Raw genomic sequence first — 17,497 nt, forward strand, 5'->3', positions numbered from 1 at the left:
TTGCCATAGGTAAAGCTCTTTTTTCTATACAATTCCGCTGACTAATAGAACAAAAGCTGTAAAGAAGAATCCCATCTGTACAAAGCTTGTTACGTACTCTTTCGTTTCTTGTTTGTATTTCCATTCATCTATACTTTTTAACAAAATATTCACGACTAAAAATAGGAAAGATACGATATAAGGCTCTACAAACATAAAGATCATATCAAGTAACAGACAAAGAACAAAAGCTATCGTCACATATTTATCCCATCGGCCTAAAGCTAGACTTTCATACTCATATTTTCCCCAAAATTTGCTGCGAGGGATATCAAGGACTTTTCTCAAGATAACGTCTGCTAAGACCGCTGCTGCTACAAGTATTATTAATATATACATTGCCATCCCCCCTTCCTTTTTATGGTATCATTTCAACTCGTTTCTGTTAAGGTCTCAGCTACAAAGTGCTTAAACTGCTTTGTTTCTTCCGTTTCACCTTTTGTTACGATATACGTATGTGAAGAAGGCCGGATAATTTTTTGCTGTGAAATGACGCTTAACGTTTGATTTTCAACTTCCTTTTTCACCATAGAAAATGGCAAATAAGATACGCCTAAACCTTCTTCAATAAAGCGCTTTGTAATTTCTACTTGCGTCACAGGAAGCAGCTGAATGTGAGGATAACAAGCCTTGATTTGAAGGAGTAAATCTTCCCAATAAACAGGATGATTATTCGTAAGCAGCCGGTAGGAAGATAACAGCTCCTGTTCCGTACGTGCCTCTGCAGAAAACGGGGCAACTAAGACTGCTTTTTCTTTATGAATTAACTCATAAAAAACGTCTGCCTGACCCGGAAGCATCCTTGTTAATCCAATATCTGACCTTCTGTCGCTGATGTCTTTTCCCACTTGAAACGAATTTGTGATATTAACCGTTACTTCAATATGGGGATATCTCTCTACAAATTGTTTGATGAGGCTTGGTAAAACAGATGCTGCTATTTGAGGAGCAGCGGATATAGCCAGTTTTCGGTTATATCCTTGCTTCCATAACTTAAAATTTCCTACTCCTTCTTCATATGCCCTCACCATTTTTTGAGCATGAGGCAAAAAAAAGCGTCCTGCCTCAGTCAGCGTGATGTATTTACCTTTTTTTTCAAAAAGCTCAGCACCTAACTCTTGCTGCAGTCGCTGAATATGCTTTGATACAGCAGGCTGTGTTAAAAATAAATCTTCAGACGCTTGCCTGAAATTTTCATAAGAAGCCGCTATGATGAATGTTTTTAACCATTTGATCTCCATTTTCTTCTCTCCATCTCTTTCTATTTATAACAAACTGGAATCAATACTGCTTATTTTTGTTTATTTTCTTTTCTACCAAACTTCTATACGATATATGTATCTCAATATTACCAAATAAAGGAGCTGTAAAAATGAAAAATAACGTTAAAGAAAAATTTAATGCCCATGCTTCTCAGTATGATGAGCAGCGCCGCAAACTTATTCCTTGTTTTTTTGATTTTTATTCCATTCCCGTTTCTCTTCTTCACTTTTCAAATAAGCCGCTTCGCGTACTTGATATCGGAGCAGGTACAGGATTGTTTTCTTCTTTTGTCAAAGAAAAATACCCAGATGCTCATTTCACGTTGATTGACGTGTCAGATCAAATGCTTGAAAAAGCCAAGGAGCGCTTTAAAAACGAACAGCATATGGAATTTATTGTATCAGATATAACAAGCTACGAATTTGAGCACTCATTCGACATTGTGATTTCTTCACTTGCTATTCATCATTTAGAAGACGAACAAAAGCAAAAGCTGTATGGGCAAATTCATAATTTACTGCATACAGGAGGAATATTTATTAATGCGGATCAAGTATTAGGCCATTCTTCTATTATTGAAGAGTTATATAAAAAAGACTGGAGTGAAAGAATTGCCGCAAGCGGATTAACGCATGAGCAAATTAAGGCTGCTCATGAACGTACGAAGTTAGATAAAATGGCAACTTTACATGATCAGTTAAATTGGTTAACAGCAAGCGGGTTCAGCACAGTGGATTGCATTTATAAATTTTTTAATTTTGTTGTAATGTATGCTCAAAAATAACGGTTTAAAAACTACTTGTCTCTTTGCAAGTAGTTTTTTACTCTTTTCCTCCCTATATTCGAATAAGAATATTTATCTATTTCCACAAAACTACGCATACTTCTTTTCCAGTTTCGTATATCTAATAATAGCTTCGTTCTCCTGAACTTTTGAATTTTTTGTACATAAAACCCATATAAAGTATTTTTATACTATTTTATGTCTTTTTATGGTACAAAAAATACAACTATGTTACAATATGATTACAAAACAATCTGTATAACGCTTTCATTTCTTTACACGAAAATGAAGAACTGGAAAGGATGTGCTGCTTATGTAAATATAAATCCGCTAGATTAGTAAACTTATATTCTTAAAGTTGTACAAATCATCAAGAAAAACTTAGTTATTCTTATTATTATAAATTCCCGCTAGTAAAGTCTTTCTACTTAATGATTTCCTTATTAAGCGCATACATACAGGTATAGAAAATGCAGCTATTCGTCTTTTATTTTATTAGTGAAGAATTTATAGCACTGCCGCACCATACGTTTTTCATTAATGCAGCCTAAGGAGGCGCAGCACATGGCAAATAGAATATCAAGAACAACAATCGTACTCATAGCGGCTATTCTAGCTCTAGCCTGCTTGTTTGTAGGCGTTCCAAAAACAGAAGCTGCTTCAACACCATCTCATTTAATTATCATTAACAAAGCAACAAATAAACTCGCTTATTACCAAAATGGTTCACTTGTCCGAACGTTTTCAGTCGCAACAGGACGCACGCAGTCTCTTACACCAGAAGGGCATTTCAAAGTAGTGAATAAAATTGTCAATCGCCCTTATTACTCAGGGAACATTCCTGGTGGAGACCCTAGAAATCCTCTTGGCAACCGCTGGCTGGGTCTAAATGCGAGAGGTACATACGGCACGACGTATGCTATTCATGGAAATAATAATCCTGCTTCCATTGGCAAATATGTAAGCAGCGGATGCGTTCGTATGTACGATGAAGAAGTGGCATGGTTATTTAGTAAAGTGACCGTCGGTACACCGGTTGTGATTACAACTTCTTCTAAATCATTTAATGACATTGCAGCAGCAAACGGGTACAACGTTTCTGGAAACTCAGGTTCTACTCCAGCTCCTTCTACAGGAACTGTTTTAAAGAAAGGCAGTAAAGGAAATGCAGTTAAAGAACTTCAGCAGAAGCTAACTTCACTTGGCTATAACACAAAAGGTACGGACGGTGTGTTCGGTGCCAATACAGATTCAGCTGTGCGTAAGTTCCAAAAAGACCACGGCTTAACGGCTGACGGTATTGTTGGTCCATCAACGTATAAAGCTTTAGGAAACCCTGGAACCAACCCGACACCAACAAATCCGACAAATCCAAAGCCAACAAACCCACCAGCGGATACAACAATTAACACAAAACAAACGCTTAAAAAAGGCAGCAAAGGCAGCAATGTTCAAGCTCTTCAAAAGAAATTAACGGCGCTTGGCTATGATACAAAAGGCACGGACGGTATTTTCGGCACCAATACTGAAGCTGCTGTACGTAAGTTTCAAAAAGACAATAAGCTAGCAGTGGACGGCGTTGCCGGACCTAATACGTTAACTGCTATTTCCAAACGCTAATAGAGCCTGAAATCAGGCTCTGTTTTTTTTATTTATAAACCTCTTTTTACACGGACTCCTTAATGAACCATTACGCCGTCTTTCTTTTCTACCACATACTTAATCAATTGATAAACCGTTCTCATAAGAATTTGCTGCTGATAGATATCGTTTTTGGCAGGAATCACACTTTCTATGACCCTGCTATATTTATACGGCTGATCGTCTTCTTTTTCTTTATAAAGAGCTAGCCAGTCCTTACGGGGATTTTCAAGCAGCTGTTCGTTGAAATAGGAATAAACGACGGTTGCGAACTCACCTGCCAACTCTTGAATAACCTGCTGTCGGTCGGTGACCGAATGATAAGTACTTGACCATCCAGACGGCTGACTTAAAAAATGCTCATACACAGATGAAATAACGGCGGACGCAATAGCTGGTACCGGTCCTTCATTCTCTCCTAAGGAAATGTTTAAACACGTTTCTCTGTCCATATAAGGAATGTTCAGCGACTCCATTGCTTCATAAAAAGCCTGCGAGACAGTCAAGTTTAAATAAATAGGATGCAGCTCTTGCTGCTTTTTTCTCGTTTCTGATACTAAAGCTGCCTTTAAGTCTTTATACAGAAAGTGACTCTCTTCGGATTCCTCGTGTACACATTCTAAAATAGACGTATTCCCTACTGTTAAATAGTAGTGAAGCTGCTTTCTCATAAGAGGTGAAACGCTTTTAAGCGCACCATCTATCATTTTAGCCATGGCATGTTTTTTAGCATAATCCGTACGGCAGCTTGGAGAGGTAAGCAAATCTCCGTGTGTAACACAAACGTTTACCTTAGCACCGTGCCCATGTACGATGAGCTGCTGAAGAAATTGAATATCTAATTCTTTAAGCCCATGATGTACGTATAAAATAGAAGCTGCTTGTTTAAAAGAATCGTGGATGGTGCCCGTATATTCAACAGATAGATGCTCGCAAATCGCTACCCCTTTTTTAAAAGAAAAAGGGCCGGAAACTTCAATTCTACGAAACAATGGATAAATAAGGCGTCCGTTATTTTCTTCTTCTTCATTTGTTAGCGGATCAAAGAAAGACAGCTCTTTTGCTGTGAGACGGCAGGATATTGGCCAGTCGTCTTCCCCTATTTCCCACGTTCCTTCCTTGTATTCTCTCAACCGAGATTCAATTGCCAGAAGCATTTGCTCAGTGATCTTCCTACATTCAAGCCGCTTATGCCATACCTCTGCAAAATCTCTTCCTTCTTGATCAACAGCGTCTTTTACTATTTCACTTTCTCGTTTAATTGCATCTACAAATTGTTTGAATGAACTATTTTCGTCGCTCACTCTTAAAGGAACATCATCATTAAAATAACGGGCTTTGTATGGGATATCTCCCAAAAGAGCGCGCAGATTAAAAGAGGAATCTCCGTGTAATAACTCAAAGACCAAGTCATAATCCGTGCCTCCTTCAGCATACACTTCAGCGCTTCTTAGTAGGATATTCTCCACTTTCCTTTGCACTTCACTTCGCGTAAAAAAAGAGACGGCAGCTTCATAGTGTTGAGAATCCTTCACCTTATACGTAGCAGAATAAGCGCCTTTACTGCCTATTCCTAGCAAGCCGCACTCCTTTTTTATACCAAGAAGCTGGCGGATTAAAGATGTTTTGCCGCTTCCTTGTTCTCCTATTACATGAACGTACTCATACTCGCTGTCAATTTGTTCGCTTGTCTTTTTTTCAATATCGTTATAAAAAGCACTCACTACTCGTTCATCATATCTTGCTTTTGCTCTTCCTTTTGCAGTACTTGTCCAAAAATCCTGCACTCTCAGCAGTTCATTCATCTCTTCAACCAACATGTCAATTTCATCGTGTTGCTCTGTATACATAAACCGTTTAACAAACGGGTGCGATCTTCCTCTTTCATCTTTTTTAAACGGATGCTGAAACATAATTGACCAGCCTTTTCGCGTAGAAGACTGACAGGCTTTTGCACGAAAAACTTTCATTCATTTCCCCTTCTTTCCCTAACATTGTCCTATTTGAAATGTATGGCTTTTAAAGGGGGGATATGTCTATCATTTTCCTCTTTTTAGAAGGATTTTTCCTGCATTTATCGAAGTAATTAATTGAGGTGATGGGAGAATGTTGACAAAAATTGTGAAATGCAGCATACCGACTGATAAAAAAGCATCTTTTTCATATACGCAACAGCATTGGGCTGCTCTTGCACACGTGAATGGTTTCATTGGCCAATTAGGGGGTTGGAACGTGGAAGATGAAACAGATGCTTGTATTCTAGCTCTGTGGGAAGATGGAACAACTTATCAAGAATTCATGAAGCATACTCATGATTCTATTTTTTATAAAAGCAAGCAGGATCAAACATATACGAATTTGGACGTTTCAACATCAGATCCGTCCTACTTCATCGGAGCACGCTACAATTATTATAGAAGCAGCGCGATTGAAAGCCGTTATTTAGTAAAGACAGAAATTGAAGTCGATTTTTACGACAAAGAAGATATTCATGAGATGGTAAAAAGCTTGATAAATCCTTCTTATCGCTGTTTATCTCACGTTGTATCACCGATCGAGCATAGCAAGCTTGTCATTTTTTCATTATACGGATCTGCTTGTCCGCAAAAAACAATTGATACTTTCGTTCATCCAAATGTACTGAACGCGTCTCAATACATATATCAATTAGAGAAAAATTGGAACGTTCTTTCTAATTAAAAAATAGAAGCCTAGGCCCGACGCCAAAGCTTCTATTTTTTTATGATATGAACCTCTTGATTTTGTACGGTAATAACTTCCTCCGTCATTCCTACAAACAAACCGCTTTCTACTACGCCTGGGATCCTTATCAGCTGCTTTTCCAACTCAGCAGGATTTTCAATTTCTGAAAAATGGCAGTCTAGAATATAATTTCCGTTATCGGTGATAAACGGCGTATGATCATCTAAAAGCCTAAGCTGCGGTACACAACCTGCACTGCGAATATGCTTCGCCGTCATTTCCCAGCCAAAACGTATAACTTCAACAGGAAGAGGAAAAGCTCCTAGCGTCTTCACTATTTTCTTAGAATCCGCAATCACGATAAATCGCTTCGCTGCGTACGCAATCATTTTTTCTCGAAGCAGCGCGCCGCCTCCGCCTTTAATTAAAGAAAGCTCGCTATCCACTTCATCCGCTCCGTCAATTGCTATATCAATATATTCAACATCCGCTAAGGTAACAATAGGAATACCTAGTTTCCTTGCCAGTTCTTCTGTTTTTTGAGAAGTAGGAACCGCTTTGATGTTTAATCCATTTTTTACTCGTTCACCTAGTTTGACAATTGTATAGTAAGCTGTTGAACCTGTTCCTAGCCCTACAATCATTCCATCTTCAACAAATTGTGCTGCTTTTTCACCAACTGCTTGTTTTTCAATCATACGAAGGCCTCCTTACTCATATTGTACCCGTTTACATAAAAAAGCAAAAGCATTATGAATCCTTACGAAAAAACTCAGCTGACTATTCAGCTGAGTTTTTTTGAAACTGTGTATTTAGAAGAATTTTTTCTACCCAATACTGCTGTTTTGTACTGTTTGTCTGTTCGCTGCTTCTGAGTTCAAACGTATAGTAAATATACCTGCTTGAATAATCATCATTCACATAAGCATGATAAATGCTATGCTTTCCATCTCTTGTTTGTTTTTTCACATAAATCGTTGCATTTTTACCTTTTAACATGTAATCAGGCTGAAACGCATCCATTTTTTTTTGAGCTGCTTTACTTTTTTTCTTAGAAAATAAAGCCGTTATTTTCCCAGCATTGTATGAATCATTTTCCTTCGTTGATGCTGTCCATACTTCACTTTCATCTTCACTGCTTTTATAAGAAGATTTATGAATAACATACTGAAGCGGAAACCACATGCTATATTGATTGGTATCCGAAGTAAATAATTCAAATCCATTGTCTGTTTGTTCATGATCGACCAAAAACGTACTCGTAAACTTATCTGCCTGGGCTTCACTTTTAAATTTCCCGCTTTGAAACAGCCAAATTCCTACGGCAATGACCAATGCTCCAGCTACTGATGCGGCTTTTTTTCGATCCATTGTTTCCACACACCTTTTAATACCCCTTTAACTTTCGATAATACCATATTCATGTTTACATCGTCATAAGGAGAAATAACCAAAGGATTATCAGAGCGCACATGCTAATTTAACTAGAAAAATAAACTTTTTTACAATAGTAAATTGGATAACAAGCGCTGAGCTAACAGCCGGTTTGCTTTGCCGGGCTCTATCGTATACGTTAGTAATTCCTGCTTTTCAGCTTCCGCTTTTATCAAACATTCACCCTTTGGAGAAAGAAGAGAAGTTGTACTTTTTTGGTTCTCTAAGGCATAATTCACGCTTGCAAAATAAATACCATTCTCCGTACTTCTTGCAATCATTGCATAATCATAAAACTTCGGATCTGGTACTTCACCAGTAAACTGTGGATGAAACACAATGCTTGCTCCTCTTACAGCAGCCCATCGAACAGTTTCAGGATAGCGCCATCCCTCGTGGCAAATAACAATACCGAATTTCACGCCGTTTATTTCAAACAACTGGCGGCCATTTCCAGGCTTATAACCAAATTGATCTTCTGCTGGATCGATTTGATTTTTAGTTTGATACCCTAATTCTTTTCCATTTTCATCAATTACAAAAGCAGTTAAATGCATTCCAAGTTCGTCACGCCATTCCAGTGGTAAAATTACGTTGAGCTTTAACTGTTTGGCAAGAAACTTAACTTTATAAAGCGCATTTTGTTGAATTTCGTGATTGTATGTCTCAACTTCAAAACCCACTCCTCTAAGTCCCGGCACAATTGATTCTGGAAAACATACAAGGTTACATCCTTCTTCTGCTGCTTGTTTCATACAATTTTCTACCGTTGCTACACCCTCTGCGGCTGACTTTGGACATCTCACTTGCGCTAACCCAATTTTCATTCATTGCTCCTCCACTTCCAATATCATAAAAACCTCATGCTACTAGCGTAACATGAGGTTTTTATCTTTACGTAAATAATTTAATTAGCTGGCGGGTTAATCTTTAGTCGACTGTTCCTTTGCTTCTGCAATGGCTTTTTTTAAATGTCCGTCATGTTTATCAAGCAACCGGTGCACTTCATTACCTTCTATAGAAGTAAGAAGCGCAAGGATAGCGGCTTTTGGCGTTTTGTATGTTTGTAAACTTTCGGCTGCCTCTTCTGATGAGACGCCTGTTAGTTCTGCAATAATATTTTTAGCACGCTGTACGAGTTTATCATTAGTCGGCTGTACGTCTACCATCAGATTGCTGTAGACTTTACCAATTTGAATCATAGAAGCCGTCGTCAGCATATTAAGAACAAGCTTTTGAGCAGTTCCGGCTTTCATTCTGGTAGAACCTGTTACAACTTCCGGGCCTGATTCTGCTACTATTGCATAGTTTGCTTCTTGTTCCATAGCTGATTGAGGAGAATTTACAACGCAGCCCGTTACTGCCCCCAGGCTGTTTGCATACGCAAGCGCTGAGAGTGTATAAGGCGTTCTTCCACTTGCAGCTATCCCTACAAGAATATCTTTATTTGATAAATTAATCGCTTTCAAATCTTCTATCGCTTGTTTCTTATTATCTTCTGCTCCTTCTAACGCGTGCCGGAGCGCCTTGTCTCCCCCGGCTATGATCCCAACTACTTGTTCGGCAGGTGTACCGAATGTTGGTACACATTCAGATGCATCTAACACGCCTAGCCGCCCGCTTGTACCTGCTCCGATATAAATCAGACGTCCGCCTTGTTTAAAAGCACTGACAATTTCATCTATTAACAAAGCAATAACAGGCAGTACCTTATTGATTGCCTGAGGCACTTGGTGATCTTCTTCATTAATTTTTTTTGCAATTTCCAGGCTTGATAATTCATCAATGTTTAACGTTTGCGGATTGCGTTTTTCTGTTAAGATATGATTTAAGTTCACTGTGATCCCCTGCCTTTTCCACGATCATTTTTTCTCTATTGATACTCTTTCATGAACAGCTGATAAGCTCCTTTAGCAGATGATACTCGCTGTGTTGCCCACTGGATATAGTTTATTTCTTTTTCACATGCTTTTTTATAAACATTAAACACTTCTGGAACTTCCGTTAAAATGCTGCCTTTGCATGCCAGCAAGCAGCTCCCTTCAAACCGCTGTTTCTTATACAAATAAAGAGTCATGTTTGCAAGGTTCTTTCCAGCCCGTTGAAGAATGTCACTTGCTTCTTGTTTATGATTTCTTGCTTGCTGTACAACAAGCGGAGTGAGTGAAGCAACTTCTGATTTAGGAGATGAATAGACAAACTTTTTTATATCGTGTATGGTATCTGCTTTTACATGTTGCAAGATTGTCTGACTAAGGCTGCTGTACGGACGGTTTTGATCATGCTCTTTCGTCAGCAATATCAGTGCTTGAAGACCAATCCAATATCCGCTTCCTTCATCTCCAAGAAGGTGTCCCCACCCTCCACCGTATTCATACACTCCATCTTTTTTACCAATGCTGACGGCTCCAGTTCCTGCAATGGTTAAAATCCCTTCTTTTCCATGCAGTAGTGCTTCATGTGCAATCATGGCGTCATCATATAAACCTACTTCTACTTGATAACGATTATAAAAATATCTTTTTATTTCTTCTTTGGATAATGCTTTACTTCCAGCAAGTCCTAGTGAAATGCCTTTACATGTATGACCAGCAAGCTCAGTTTTGCACGCCATAATACATTCATCAATATTAGTAATAGCCGTGTTGTAATTAATGAGTAAATTGCCGTAACCGCTTTTTGAAGCAGCGAGCTGTTGGCCGTCTAAGCTGTACGCAACGGCTTCTGTTTTTGTTCCCCCGCCGTCAATACCAATAATATAGTCCATTTCATCACCGCTCACAAAAAGCAAATTTATCCCATGGCTGCAGTTCATTTAATAAGAAAATTTCCTCTTCCGCAATGCGGCCTACTACGTTTGTTTTACCTGAGTTCTCCATGTCTAACAGCGCAATTTGCAGCTCTCCTTTGTACTGACCGTAGAGTTCATTTTCTATTAAAATATCGCCTCTTCGAATGGAAGGAGTATGCGTAGGCTTGAATTCTTCTTTTTTATATTTTACTCGGCTTTGCGTAGAGCGAATTAAATAATCCGATACGTCTCCGCGGTAAAAATGAAACTCTTCTAGCACAATTTTTTTCTCAAGCTCGGTAATCGTATCATACAGGTTCACATTAAAGGTAAAGCGCTCTTGCTGAACAACATCACGCAGCGACTTCATTTCTTCTTCCGATGCATAAGCATTCGCAATGATTGCACAATCAATTAATCCCGTTTTAAAAAGATGCTTAGCCTGCACGTCGATTGGAAGCGTGCGATGCATTTCAAGCGTACAAAGCCCTTCAGTAACAGGCCACGGTCCAAAAGTAGCGCTTGGTGAATTAATAAACGCTGCTGTTTCAAGGTTATGTTCTTTAAACAACGCTGAACACTTCATAAAGTGATCATACGACAATCCCGCATATCGATGAGGATAGAAGTTGTGCGACCCCAATAGCTGTTTTCGATTCGGCTGGTAACTTAAAATATTATCAACATACTTTGTTGCATTACTCATATTAATTTCAATTTTTAAGCCGTATGGATTAAAGGTCATAATGGACTCTTCATTTCCCGTATAGCCTAGATCAAGACGAATAGCATAAGCCCCTAATTCTTGAAAAAAAGATAGATCATCATAAGAAATGCCAAGCGCTCCAAATACGCGAGGAGCGATATCCACTACTACTTCCATCTCTAGCTCATTGGCAAACTCAATGATTTCTTTAAAATTTGCCATTACTTTTTTCTGATCGCCTTCAACCGAAAGCAAGCACGTAAAAATGCGGGTAAATCCGTATTGATGCGCAAGTGCTATATACGCTTTATCTTTTTCCACAGTCGAATGTTCCGGATAAATCGCAATACCTAGCTTTTTCATTGATTTTCGCCTTCTTTTTTAAATTTTTTAATAAGCTTAATCATATGTTCAATTAATTTTTGCTCTGAAATAGCCGTCATTAAATGATCTTGTGCGTGAATTAAAAGCAGCGACTTTTCAATTGTTTTTCCGTTCAATTCACGTTGAATAAGCGCAGTTTGCGTTTTATGAGCATGACTGAGCTCTTCTTGAGACTGCTTTAAAAGTTCGTCAGCTTTATTAAAATCATAATCTTCAGCTGCTTCTAACGCTTCATATGCCAGTGACCTAGCATTTCCTCCGTATGCAATAAGTTCAAAAATTTCATTTTCCATATTTGCTGCTTCTGTCATTTCTTCCATCCCCTTTTTTATAGTGGTGCAGGCGTAATGTTTCCTAATATTACAGGAGACAAAGCACCGGTTGCACTTGGTACATTGCTTGGATAACCTGCAAGTGTTTCATTTGCGAGCACCGCAAAAGCTACGGCTTCTTTTGCTTCTGAAGACATCCCTATTTCTTCTTGTGTATACACGCTGCAGCGCTTCCCTAGCTTGGCTTTAATCATATTCATCAGCGTATTGTTATAACTTCCGCCTCCTCCAATAATCACTTCGTCAATAGAATAGGCAGGAAAAATAAATGTTTCATAGTGATGTACAACGGATGATGCCGTGAACATGGTAATCGTAGCTAGCAAATCTTCTTTTTTATGGTTGCTATATTTCTCTAGCAGTCTCCTTGTGTACTGTGTACCGAACAGCTCTCTTCCCGTCGATTTAGGAGGAGAAAGATTCATGTAATCATGGTTCATACAGTCTTCTAAAAGCTCTGAAATAATAGTTCCTCCAGCTGCTAAACACCCATTTTCATCAAATGAAACATGAAAAAGCTGCTGACACGCTTCATCTATCATCATATTTCCCGGCCCCGTATCAAAAGCTACTACGGGTATAGGAGAGTGTTTTGGCGGAATCAACGTTACATTCCCAATACCTCCAATGTTTTGAAGCAGCCTTGTACGATCAGTGTGGCTGTACAAAATTCGTTCGGTGTGAGGAACTAACGGAGCACCTTGCCCGCCCGCTGCCATGTCCATCACTCTGAAGTTTGCCACTACCTTCGTTTTGGTTTCATAGGCAATAACAGCGGGCTCTCCAATTTGGAGTGTAGACATCGCTGTATTTCCTGAAGCATACGGCTGATGGTAAATGGTTTGACCATGCGATCCGATGACATCTACTTGTTCAAGAGAAAACCCGGCTTCTTGGCACACTCTTTTCACTGCATCTGCAAACGCGTAGCCAAGTTTAAAATTCAAGCTGCAGATCAGCTGTACATTTGAATGTTCGAGAGAAAGCGCCTGTTCAATTTCTTTTTTTAACGGCGGTGAAAACGGCATGGTAATGAACTGAAGAAGCTTAACTTTACTTCCATAGCCGCTTCCTTCAATCTCCACAAGAGCTGCATCAATTCCGTCCAGTGACGTTCCTGACATAAGTCCAACGGCATACATACTACGCATTCACTTCCTTAAAAAAAGCGGGTAAATACTTGCGATGAGCTTGAAGCAGTTCGTCTAAGACCGCCTTAGCCAGTTCGTCACTTGGAACAAGCGGATTAATGGTCAGGGCAACCAGCGCTTTTTCGTAAGATCCTGTAACCGCGGCTTCTGCTCCTACTCGTTCAAACGATTTAATTTGCTGTACGAGTCCATTCACTTCTACCGGAAGTTCACCGACAGCGAGTGGTACTGGTCCTTGCTTTGTTACAACACAGTTTACTTCAACCGCAGATTCGTTTGGCAGTGAAGAAATGGCGCCATTATTTCTTACATTTAATGTTTGAATATCACCTTTATCGTTATAAATGGATGAAATTAAATTACATGCGGCATCGCTGTAGTAAGCGCCTCCTCGTTTTTCCAGCTGCGGAGGCTTACTTTCTAGATTTGGGTTTTTGTAGAGTTCAAAAAGTTCGGCTTCTAATGCTTTGACCACTTCAGCGCGTGTAGTACCTGACTGAAAGGCCAAAAGCTCTTCTGCTACTATTTCTTTTGTTTTATAGTAGTAGCGGTGATAAGGACATAAAATCACGCCAAGAGCTTCCAAAAAATCCGGTTGCCACGGAATAGGAGCTATGTTTCTCATTGTTACTTGAGACTTTGGATCACTTAAAAGTTGAATGACTTCTTTTGTTACTTCCTTTCCTTTTGCATACACATGCAGCCCATATACCAAGTGATTTAACCCTGCAAATTCAATGTGCACATCTTCTTTTTCGATTTGAAGCAAGCTGGCGATTGAGTTTGTCATATGTACAGGCAGGTTGCAAACTCCTACTACTTTAGAATGCTTTCCGTAGCGAAGCAGCGCCTCCGTTACCATACCGGCAGGGTTTGTAAAATTAATAAGCCAGGCGTTTGGACAAATTTCGTGTATTTCCTCGGCAATTTTCAACAAAACCGGGATTGTTCGCAAGCCCTTAAATAATCCTCCCGCCCCGTTTGTCTCTTGACCAATCATTCCGTACTTAAGAGGGATGCGTTCATCTTGAATACGCGCATCAAGCTGGCCTACTCTAAGCTGTGTCGTTACAAAATCAGCATTTATTAACGCTTTTTTTCGATCAAGCGTTAAATGAATTTCCATATCAACACCTGCTTTTTTGACCATTCTTCTAGCAAGTGCTCCTACAATTTCAAGCTTCTCTTTTCCTTCTTCAACATCTACAAGCCACAGCTCTTGAATTGGAAGCTCATTGTACCTTTTAATAAACCCTTCGACCAATTCAGGTGTATAGCTTGATCCTCCCCCTATTGTCACTACTTTCATTCCTTGCCCCTCCTTGTTAAAAAACGGCTAAATATGTAACGGCTGTGCACCCTGCCCCGAGCAAAACAAAGCGTATACAAACAGCGGTTTTAGATAAAGCTGCTGTTGAAAGCCGAATAGAAATAAATGTTGTAAGCAAAGCTGCTGACAGACTTGTAATGGCAAATAAACTATGCTGCGCTGACAAACCAGCATACTGCAGCAAAGGTGTAAAAATAACGTTACAAAGAACCATGGTCAACAGAAATAAAAACACGGTTTTATATCGAAATCGAACAAACATTGATCTTCACTCCTATTAAAGAGATAGAAGCCAAACAAGTTGGCTTCTCTTTCTTTACATTTGAACTGAGCTATCGGATGGTGTAACCGTTGCTTCATCGCTTCTTTCCATTTCAACCATCTTTCGATCGTACATTTTAAAGAACGGAAGATAAATCACAACAGAAATAGCAATATTGACAACGACCAGTACAACCGCCCGCCAGTCTCCTCCGGTCGATAGATATGCCCCAATCGGCGCCGGGAGCGTCCAAGGAACCATTACGTATGTTGGAGTAATAAGGCCTGTCGCCGTTGCTGCGTATGAAATGATCGTTGTAATAATCGGGATGATAATAAAAGGAATAATTAAAATAGGATTTAAGACAATTGGCAAACCGAAAATAATTGGTTCGTTAATATTAAAAACCGCTGGAATAAAAGATGTCCTAGAGAGCGCTTTCGAATATTTAGATTTTGAGAAAAACAGCATTGCTAAAGCAAGGCCTAGCGTCGCTCCAGATCCTCCGATCCAAACAAACCATTGAAAGAACGTTTCGGGTGCAATATACGGGAGCGTTGAAGCTCCGTCTGCTACCGCTTCAGCATTTTTCGCTAAATATACTTCCCATACAGGCCGTGCCACTGTCCCAACAACTGAGACGCCGTGAATACCAAATGACCAGAAAAACGTAATTAAGAAAACCGGTATTAATACTCCTGCTAAACTATCTCCTGCCTCTACAAGCGGAGCAACTAGTTTATCAACTAAATGATGAAGATCGATACCTAAAACAATTGTAATAATGGTCATAAGTACAACAACAATCGCAACTGGAATTAGCGCTTCAAAAGACCTCGATACGGAAGGTGGCACTTGCTCCGGCATTTTAATGGTGACATTTTTTGCTTTACAAAACCTGAGAATCTCGACTGATAAAATCGATACAATCATTGTCACAAATAAACCATGTCCTCCAAGGTTGGTCATTGGAAGCATAAACCCTTCTTCTTCAATCAGCTTTGGAGTCACCGTAAGAAGTAGTGCAGCAACTGCAATTTGTGCTCCTGACAGCGGATCGAGATTATAGCTTTTGGACAAGTTATACCCTATCCCAAAGGCTATATATAAAGACATAATAAACATCGTTACGCGATACGGTATTAAAATGTTGGCGCTATTATCAGCTGCCCATTTCGCAATTGTGCTATCTTGCGGCACAGGAGGAAATGCTAAAATTAAGAAAAAACTTCCGATAATGATAAACGGCAAAGCGGAAATAACACCATCACGAATGGCGTGAAGATGCCGCTGTTCTGATAACCTGGCCATGGGTCCCGATAAATTGTTCTCTAAAAACGACACAAATTTGCTCATATACCCTTTCCCCCTCTATATTCTCCCCTTGTGTAATAAACCCCTTATTTATTTAAAAAGCAGGAAGAAACCTGCTTTCCTTAGCTAACGAGCTGTTGAACCGTTTTATAAAGCGTCGGACCTCCAAGCGGCGTATAAGCCTGCGGCGGAATGGGCCCGCATGGAACAGAAGCTTTATCCGCTTCCGCTTTCACTGCGTTAAACCGGTGACGAATCTGCGGTGCAACCATTACAACGTCCCAGCCCTTTTGAATTTCCTCTGCCACTTCATTTGTCCCAATTGCCAGCACTTCCATATCCGTTCCGTGCTTTTGTGCTTCTGTTTTTAATGCTTTCACCACAATCGCACTTGACATTCCTCCAGAACATACAAACAATACCTTCATTTTCTCGTTTCCCCCTACCTCTTAATTTTTTGAATTACATTATGTGTATCGATTATGCGTTCAAACACTTGATTGCCTTTTTGAATACATAACCGTATAAACATCGCATCTACAATGGCTAGCTGAGCAATACGAGCGCTCATCGTTCCAATTCGAATATGCTGCTCTTCTACTGAAATAGTCAGCAGAATATCAGCTAATCTAGAAGCTGGCGATGAGCCGTGCTGCGTTAGCAAAATAACCGCTGCTCCTTTATCTTTGGCTATTTGCATCAGTTCCACCACTTCTTTTGTTTGACCGGAAGTCGATACTACAAACAGCACGTCATCTTTTGTCATATTCGTAGCCATCACCATTTGAACATGACTATCTAATGAAAACAGCGCTGAAATATCAATTCGAAGCAGTTTATACTGCGCATCTAGCGCAACTACAGATGATCCCCCTGCTCCGTATAAAAACACTCGTTTCGCTCTATGAATAGCTTCCGCAGCTGCATCAATTGCAGAAGAGCTCACTAAACGACTCGTGTTCATAAGTGCGCTCATACTTTTGCTCATGACTTTTTCAAGCACAGCTTCCGTCTCGTCTTCAAAATTAACCGGAAGATTCGGCAGCTGCTCGTTATTCACCTTATGGGCATCTTTTGCTAATTCAATCTTTAATTCTTTAAAACTATTAATCCCTACACGCTGACAAAAGCGGATAATCGTAGCTTCGCTGCACTGACACTGCTTAGCTAGCTGTTTGGTCGTTAAGTTCAACGTGGTCGTAGGATTTTCTAACACGTAATCAGCTACTCTTCCTTCAGCAGGACTGTAATGATTCATTTGTGCATCGATTAAAGTAAGTACGGAAAATTGGCGCATGAATTCCTCCATCGTTAAGTAACGTATTTCTAAAATATTCTTTAAATTACCATTATTATATTTTTT

19 protein-coding genes are annotated in these 17,497 nt (G+C 39.6%); 3 read left to right on the top strand and 16 right to left on the bottom strand.

Features of this window, described 5'->3' with window-relative positions; genetic code table 11:
- Nucleotides 1–24 precede the first annotated feature (24 nt).
- Nucleotides 25–378, bottom strand: coding sequence for a DUF4181 domain-containing protein (locus ACH0CI_RS14245; protein ID WP_033578218.1), 354 nt, complete (start codon nt 376–378; stop codon nt 25–27).
- A gap of 32 nt (nt 379–410) precedes the next feature.
- Nucleotides 411–1,280 (bottom strand): LysR family transcriptional regulator, encoded by an 870-nt coding sequence (locus tag ACH0CI_RS14250; RefSeq protein ID WP_098113753.1) that lies wholly within the window; start codon nt 1,278–1,280, stop codon nt 411–413.
- 131 nt (nt 1,281–1,411) lie between these two features.
- Between ACH0CI_RS14250 and ACH0CI_RS14255 the strand changes: the two genes are divergently transcribed.
- Nucleotides 1,412–2,086: a class I SAM-dependent methyltransferase gene (locus ACH0CI_RS14255; protein ID WP_154991666.1), complete on the top strand. Its 675-nt coding sequence runs from the start codon at nt 1,412–1,414 to the stop codon at nt 2,084–2,086.
- Between the two features lie 564 nt (nt 2,087–2,650).
- A complete protein-coding gene (locus tag ACH0CI_RS14260; protein WP_034269857.1) occupies nt 2,651–3,706 on the top strand; it encodes a L,D-transpeptidase family protein in 1,056 nt (351 codons plus the stop codon).
- 59 nt (nt 3,707–3,765) lie between these two features.
- Here ACH0CI_RS14260 and ACH0CI_RS14265 read toward each other — a convergent pair whose 3' ends face one another.
- A complete protein-coding gene (locus tag ACH0CI_RS14265; protein WP_335388002.1) occupies nt 3,766–5,697 on the bottom strand; it encodes a hypothetical protein in 1,932 nt (643 codons plus the stop codon).
- 136 nt (nt 5,698–5,833) lie between these two features.
- Here ACH0CI_RS14265 and ACH0CI_RS14270 point away from each other — a divergent pair, with 136 nt between their 5' ends.
- Nucleotides 5,834–6,427: a YdbC family protein gene (locus ACH0CI_RS14270; protein ID WP_013055735.1), complete on the top strand. Its 594-nt coding sequence runs from the start codon at nt 5,834–5,836 to the stop codon at nt 6,425–6,427.
- A 32-nt stretch (nt 6,428–6,459) separates the two neighbouring features.
- On the opposite strand, the gene rpiA is transcribed toward ACH0CI_RS14270, so the two are convergent.
- The 13 genes from rpiA to ACH0CI_RS14335 all read right to left on the bottom strand — a co-directional run bounded on the left by rpiA (nt 6,460) and on the right by ACH0CI_RS14335 (nt 17,431).
- Nucleotides 6,460–7,128: a ribose-5-phosphate isomerase RpiA gene (rpiA, locus tag ACH0CI_RS14275; protein WP_406901693.1), complete on the bottom strand. Its 669-nt coding sequence runs from the start codon at nt 7,126–7,128 to the stop codon at nt 6,460–6,462.
- A gap of 82 nt (nt 7,129–7,210) precedes the next feature.
- Nucleotides 7,211–7,801 (bottom strand): hypothetical protein, encoded by a 591-nt coding sequence (locus ACH0CI_RS14280; protein WP_047751546.1) that lies wholly within the window; start codon nt 7,799–7,801, stop codon nt 7,211–7,213.
- A 131-nt stretch (nt 7,802–7,932) separates the two neighbouring features.
- A complete protein-coding gene (locus tag ACH0CI_RS14285) occupies nt 7,933–8,691 on the bottom strand; it encodes a carbon-nitrogen hydrolase family protein (protein WP_406901694.1) in 759 nt (252 codons plus the stop codon).
- A gap of 96 nt (nt 8,692–8,787) precedes the next feature.
- Nucleotides 8,788–9,702 carry an N-acetylmuramic acid 6-phosphate etherase gene (gene murQ / locus ACH0CI_RS14290; RefSeq protein ID WP_406901696.1) on the bottom strand — a complete coding sequence of 305 codons (915 nt, stop codon included), beginning with the start codon at nt 9,700–9,702 and terminating at the stop codon, nt 8,788–8,790.
- Nucleotides 9,703–9,737: 35 nt separating this feature from the next.
- Nucleotides 9,738–10,646, bottom strand: a complete 909-nt coding sequence (locus ACH0CI_RS14295) for a BadF/BadG/BcrA/BcrD ATPase family protein (RefSeq protein ID WP_406901697.1) — start codon at nt 10,644–10,646, stop codon at nt 9,738–9,740.
- Nucleotides 10,636–11,724, bottom strand: a complete 1,089-nt coding sequence (locus ACH0CI_RS14300) for a DUF871 domain-containing protein (protein WP_028412254.1) — start codon at nt 11,722–11,724, stop codon at nt 10,636–10,638. The genes ACH0CI_RS14295 and ACH0CI_RS14300 overlap by 11 nt, the downstream gene beginning before the upstream one ends.
- Nucleotides 11,721–12,056 (bottom strand): PTS lactose/cellobiose transporter subunit IIA, encoded by a 336-nt coding sequence (locus tag ACH0CI_RS14305; protein WP_013055725.1) that lies wholly within the window; start codon nt 12,054–12,056, stop codon nt 11,721–11,723. The genes ACH0CI_RS14300 and ACH0CI_RS14305 overlap by 4 nt, the downstream gene beginning before the upstream one ends.
- A 17-nt stretch (nt 12,057–12,073) precedes the next feature.
- Entirely contained in the window at nt 12,074–13,219 is a 1,146-nt protein-coding gene (gene anmK / locus ACH0CI_RS14310; RefSeq protein ID WP_406901698.1) for an anhydro-N-acetylmuramic acid kinase AnmK, read from the bottom strand.
- Nucleotide 13,220: 1 nt separating this feature from the next.
- Entirely contained in the window at nt 13,221–14,537 is a 1,317-nt protein-coding gene (locus tag ACH0CI_RS14315) for a 6-phospho-beta-glucosidase (protein WP_335388011.1), read from the bottom strand.
- A gap of 16 nt (nt 14,538–14,553) precedes the next feature.
- Complete coding sequence (locus tag ACH0CI_RS14320) at nt 14,554–14,820, bottom strand: hypothetical protein (RefSeq protein WP_033578208.1); 267 nt, start codon at nt 14,818–14,820, stop codon at nt 14,554–14,556.
- Between the two features lie 54 nt (nt 14,821–14,874).
- Nucleotides 14,875–16,176 (bottom strand): PTS sugar transporter subunit IIC, encoded by a 1,302-nt coding sequence (locus ACH0CI_RS14325; protein ID WP_406901701.1) that lies wholly within the window; start codon nt 16,174–16,176, stop codon nt 14,875–14,877.
- 80 nt (nt 16,177–16,256) lie between these two features.
- Nucleotides 16,257–16,562, bottom strand: coding sequence for a PTS sugar transporter subunit IIB (locus ACH0CI_RS14330; RefSeq protein ID WP_028412249.1), 306 nt, complete (start codon nt 16,560–16,562; stop codon nt 16,257–16,259).
- 14 nt (nt 16,563–16,576) lie between these two features.
- The gene (locus ACH0CI_RS14335; RefSeq protein ID WP_033578206.1) at nt 16,577–17,431 is read right to left on the bottom strand and encodes a MurR/RpiR family transcriptional regulator; all 855 of its coding nucleotides are present in this window, start codon (nt 17,429–17,431) and stop codon (nt 16,577–16,579) included.
- Nucleotides 17,432–17,497: the final 66 nt, after the last annotated feature.

Source organism: Priestia sp. 179-F W1.4 NHS, assembly GCF_045369295.1.
GTDB classification, from domain to species: Bacteria; Bacillota; Bacilli; order Bacillales; family Bacillaceae_H; genus Priestia; species Priestia zanthoxyli.

What these genes read in the sequence shown, in the direction of transcription:
- ACH0CI_RS14245 (WP_033578218.1), bottom strand. Translation starts at nt 378, where the DNA reads ATGTATATATTAATAATACTTGTAGCAGCAGCGGTCTTAGCAGACGTT.
- ACH0CI_RS14250 (WP_098113753.1), bottom strand. Translation starts at nt 1,280, where the DNA reads ATGGAGATCAAATGGTTAAAAACATTCATCATAGCGGCTTCTTATGAA.
- ACH0CI_RS14255 (WP_154991666.1), top strand. Translation starts at nt 1,412, where the DNA reads ATGAAAAATAACGTTAAAGAAAAATTTAATGCCCATGCTTCTCAGTAT.
- ACH0CI_RS14260 (WP_034269857.1), top strand. Translation starts at nt 2,651, where the DNA reads ATGGCAAATAGAATATCAAGAACAACAATCGTACTCATAGCGGCTATT.
- ACH0CI_RS14265 (WP_335388002.1), bottom strand. Translation starts at nt 5,697, where the DNA reads ATGAAAGTTTTTCGTGCAAAAGCCTGTCAGTCTTCTACGCGAAAAGGC.
- ACH0CI_RS14270 (WP_013055735.1), top strand. Translation starts at nt 5,834, where the DNA reads ATGTTGACAAAAATTGTGAAATGCAGCATACCGACTGATAAAAAAGCA.
- rpiA (WP_406901693.1), bottom strand. Translation starts at nt 7,128, where the DNA reads ATGATTGAAAAACAAGCAGTTGGTGAAAAAGCAGCACAATTTGTTGAA.
- ACH0CI_RS14280 (WP_047751546.1), bottom strand. Translation starts at nt 7,801, where the DNA reads ATGGATCGAAAAAAAGCCGCATCAGTAGCTGGAGCATTGGTCATTGCC.
- ACH0CI_RS14285 (WP_406901694.1), bottom strand. Translation starts at nt 8,691, where the DNA reads ATGAAAATTGGGTTAGCGCAAGTGAGATGTCCAAAGTCAGCCGCAGAG.
- ACH0CI_RS14300 (WP_028412254.1), bottom strand. Translation starts at nt 11,724, where the DNA reads ATGAAAAAGCTAGGTATTGCGATTTATCCGGAACATTCGACTGTGGAA.
- ACH0CI_RS14305 (WP_013055725.1), bottom strand. Translation starts at nt 12,056, where the DNA reads ATGACAGAAGCAGCAAATATGGAAAATGAAATTTTTGAACTTATTGCA.
- anmK (WP_406901698.1), bottom strand. Translation starts at nt 13,219, where the DNA reads ATGTATGCCGTTGGACTTATGTCAGGAACGTCACTGGACGGAATTGAT.
- ACH0CI_RS14315 (WP_335388011.1), bottom strand. Translation starts at nt 14,537, where the DNA reads ATGAAAGTAGTGACAATAGGGGGAGGATCAAGCTATACACCTGAATTG.
- ACH0CI_RS14320 (WP_033578208.1), bottom strand. Translation starts at nt 14,820, where the DNA reads ATGTTTGTTCGATTTCGATATAAAACCGTGTTTTTATTTCTGTTGACC.
- ACH0CI_RS14325 (WP_406901701.1), bottom strand. Translation starts at nt 16,176, where the DNA reads ATGAGCAAATTTGTGTCGTTTTTAGAGAACAATTTATCGGGACCCATG.
- ACH0CI_RS14330 (WP_028412249.1), bottom strand. Translation starts at nt 16,562, where the DNA reads ATGAAGGTATTGTTTGTATGTTCTGGAGGAATGTCAAGTGCGATTGTG.
- ACH0CI_RS14335 (WP_033578206.1), bottom strand. Translation starts at nt 17,431, where the DNA reads ATGCGCCAATTTTCCGTACTTACTTTAATCGATGCACAAATGAATCAT.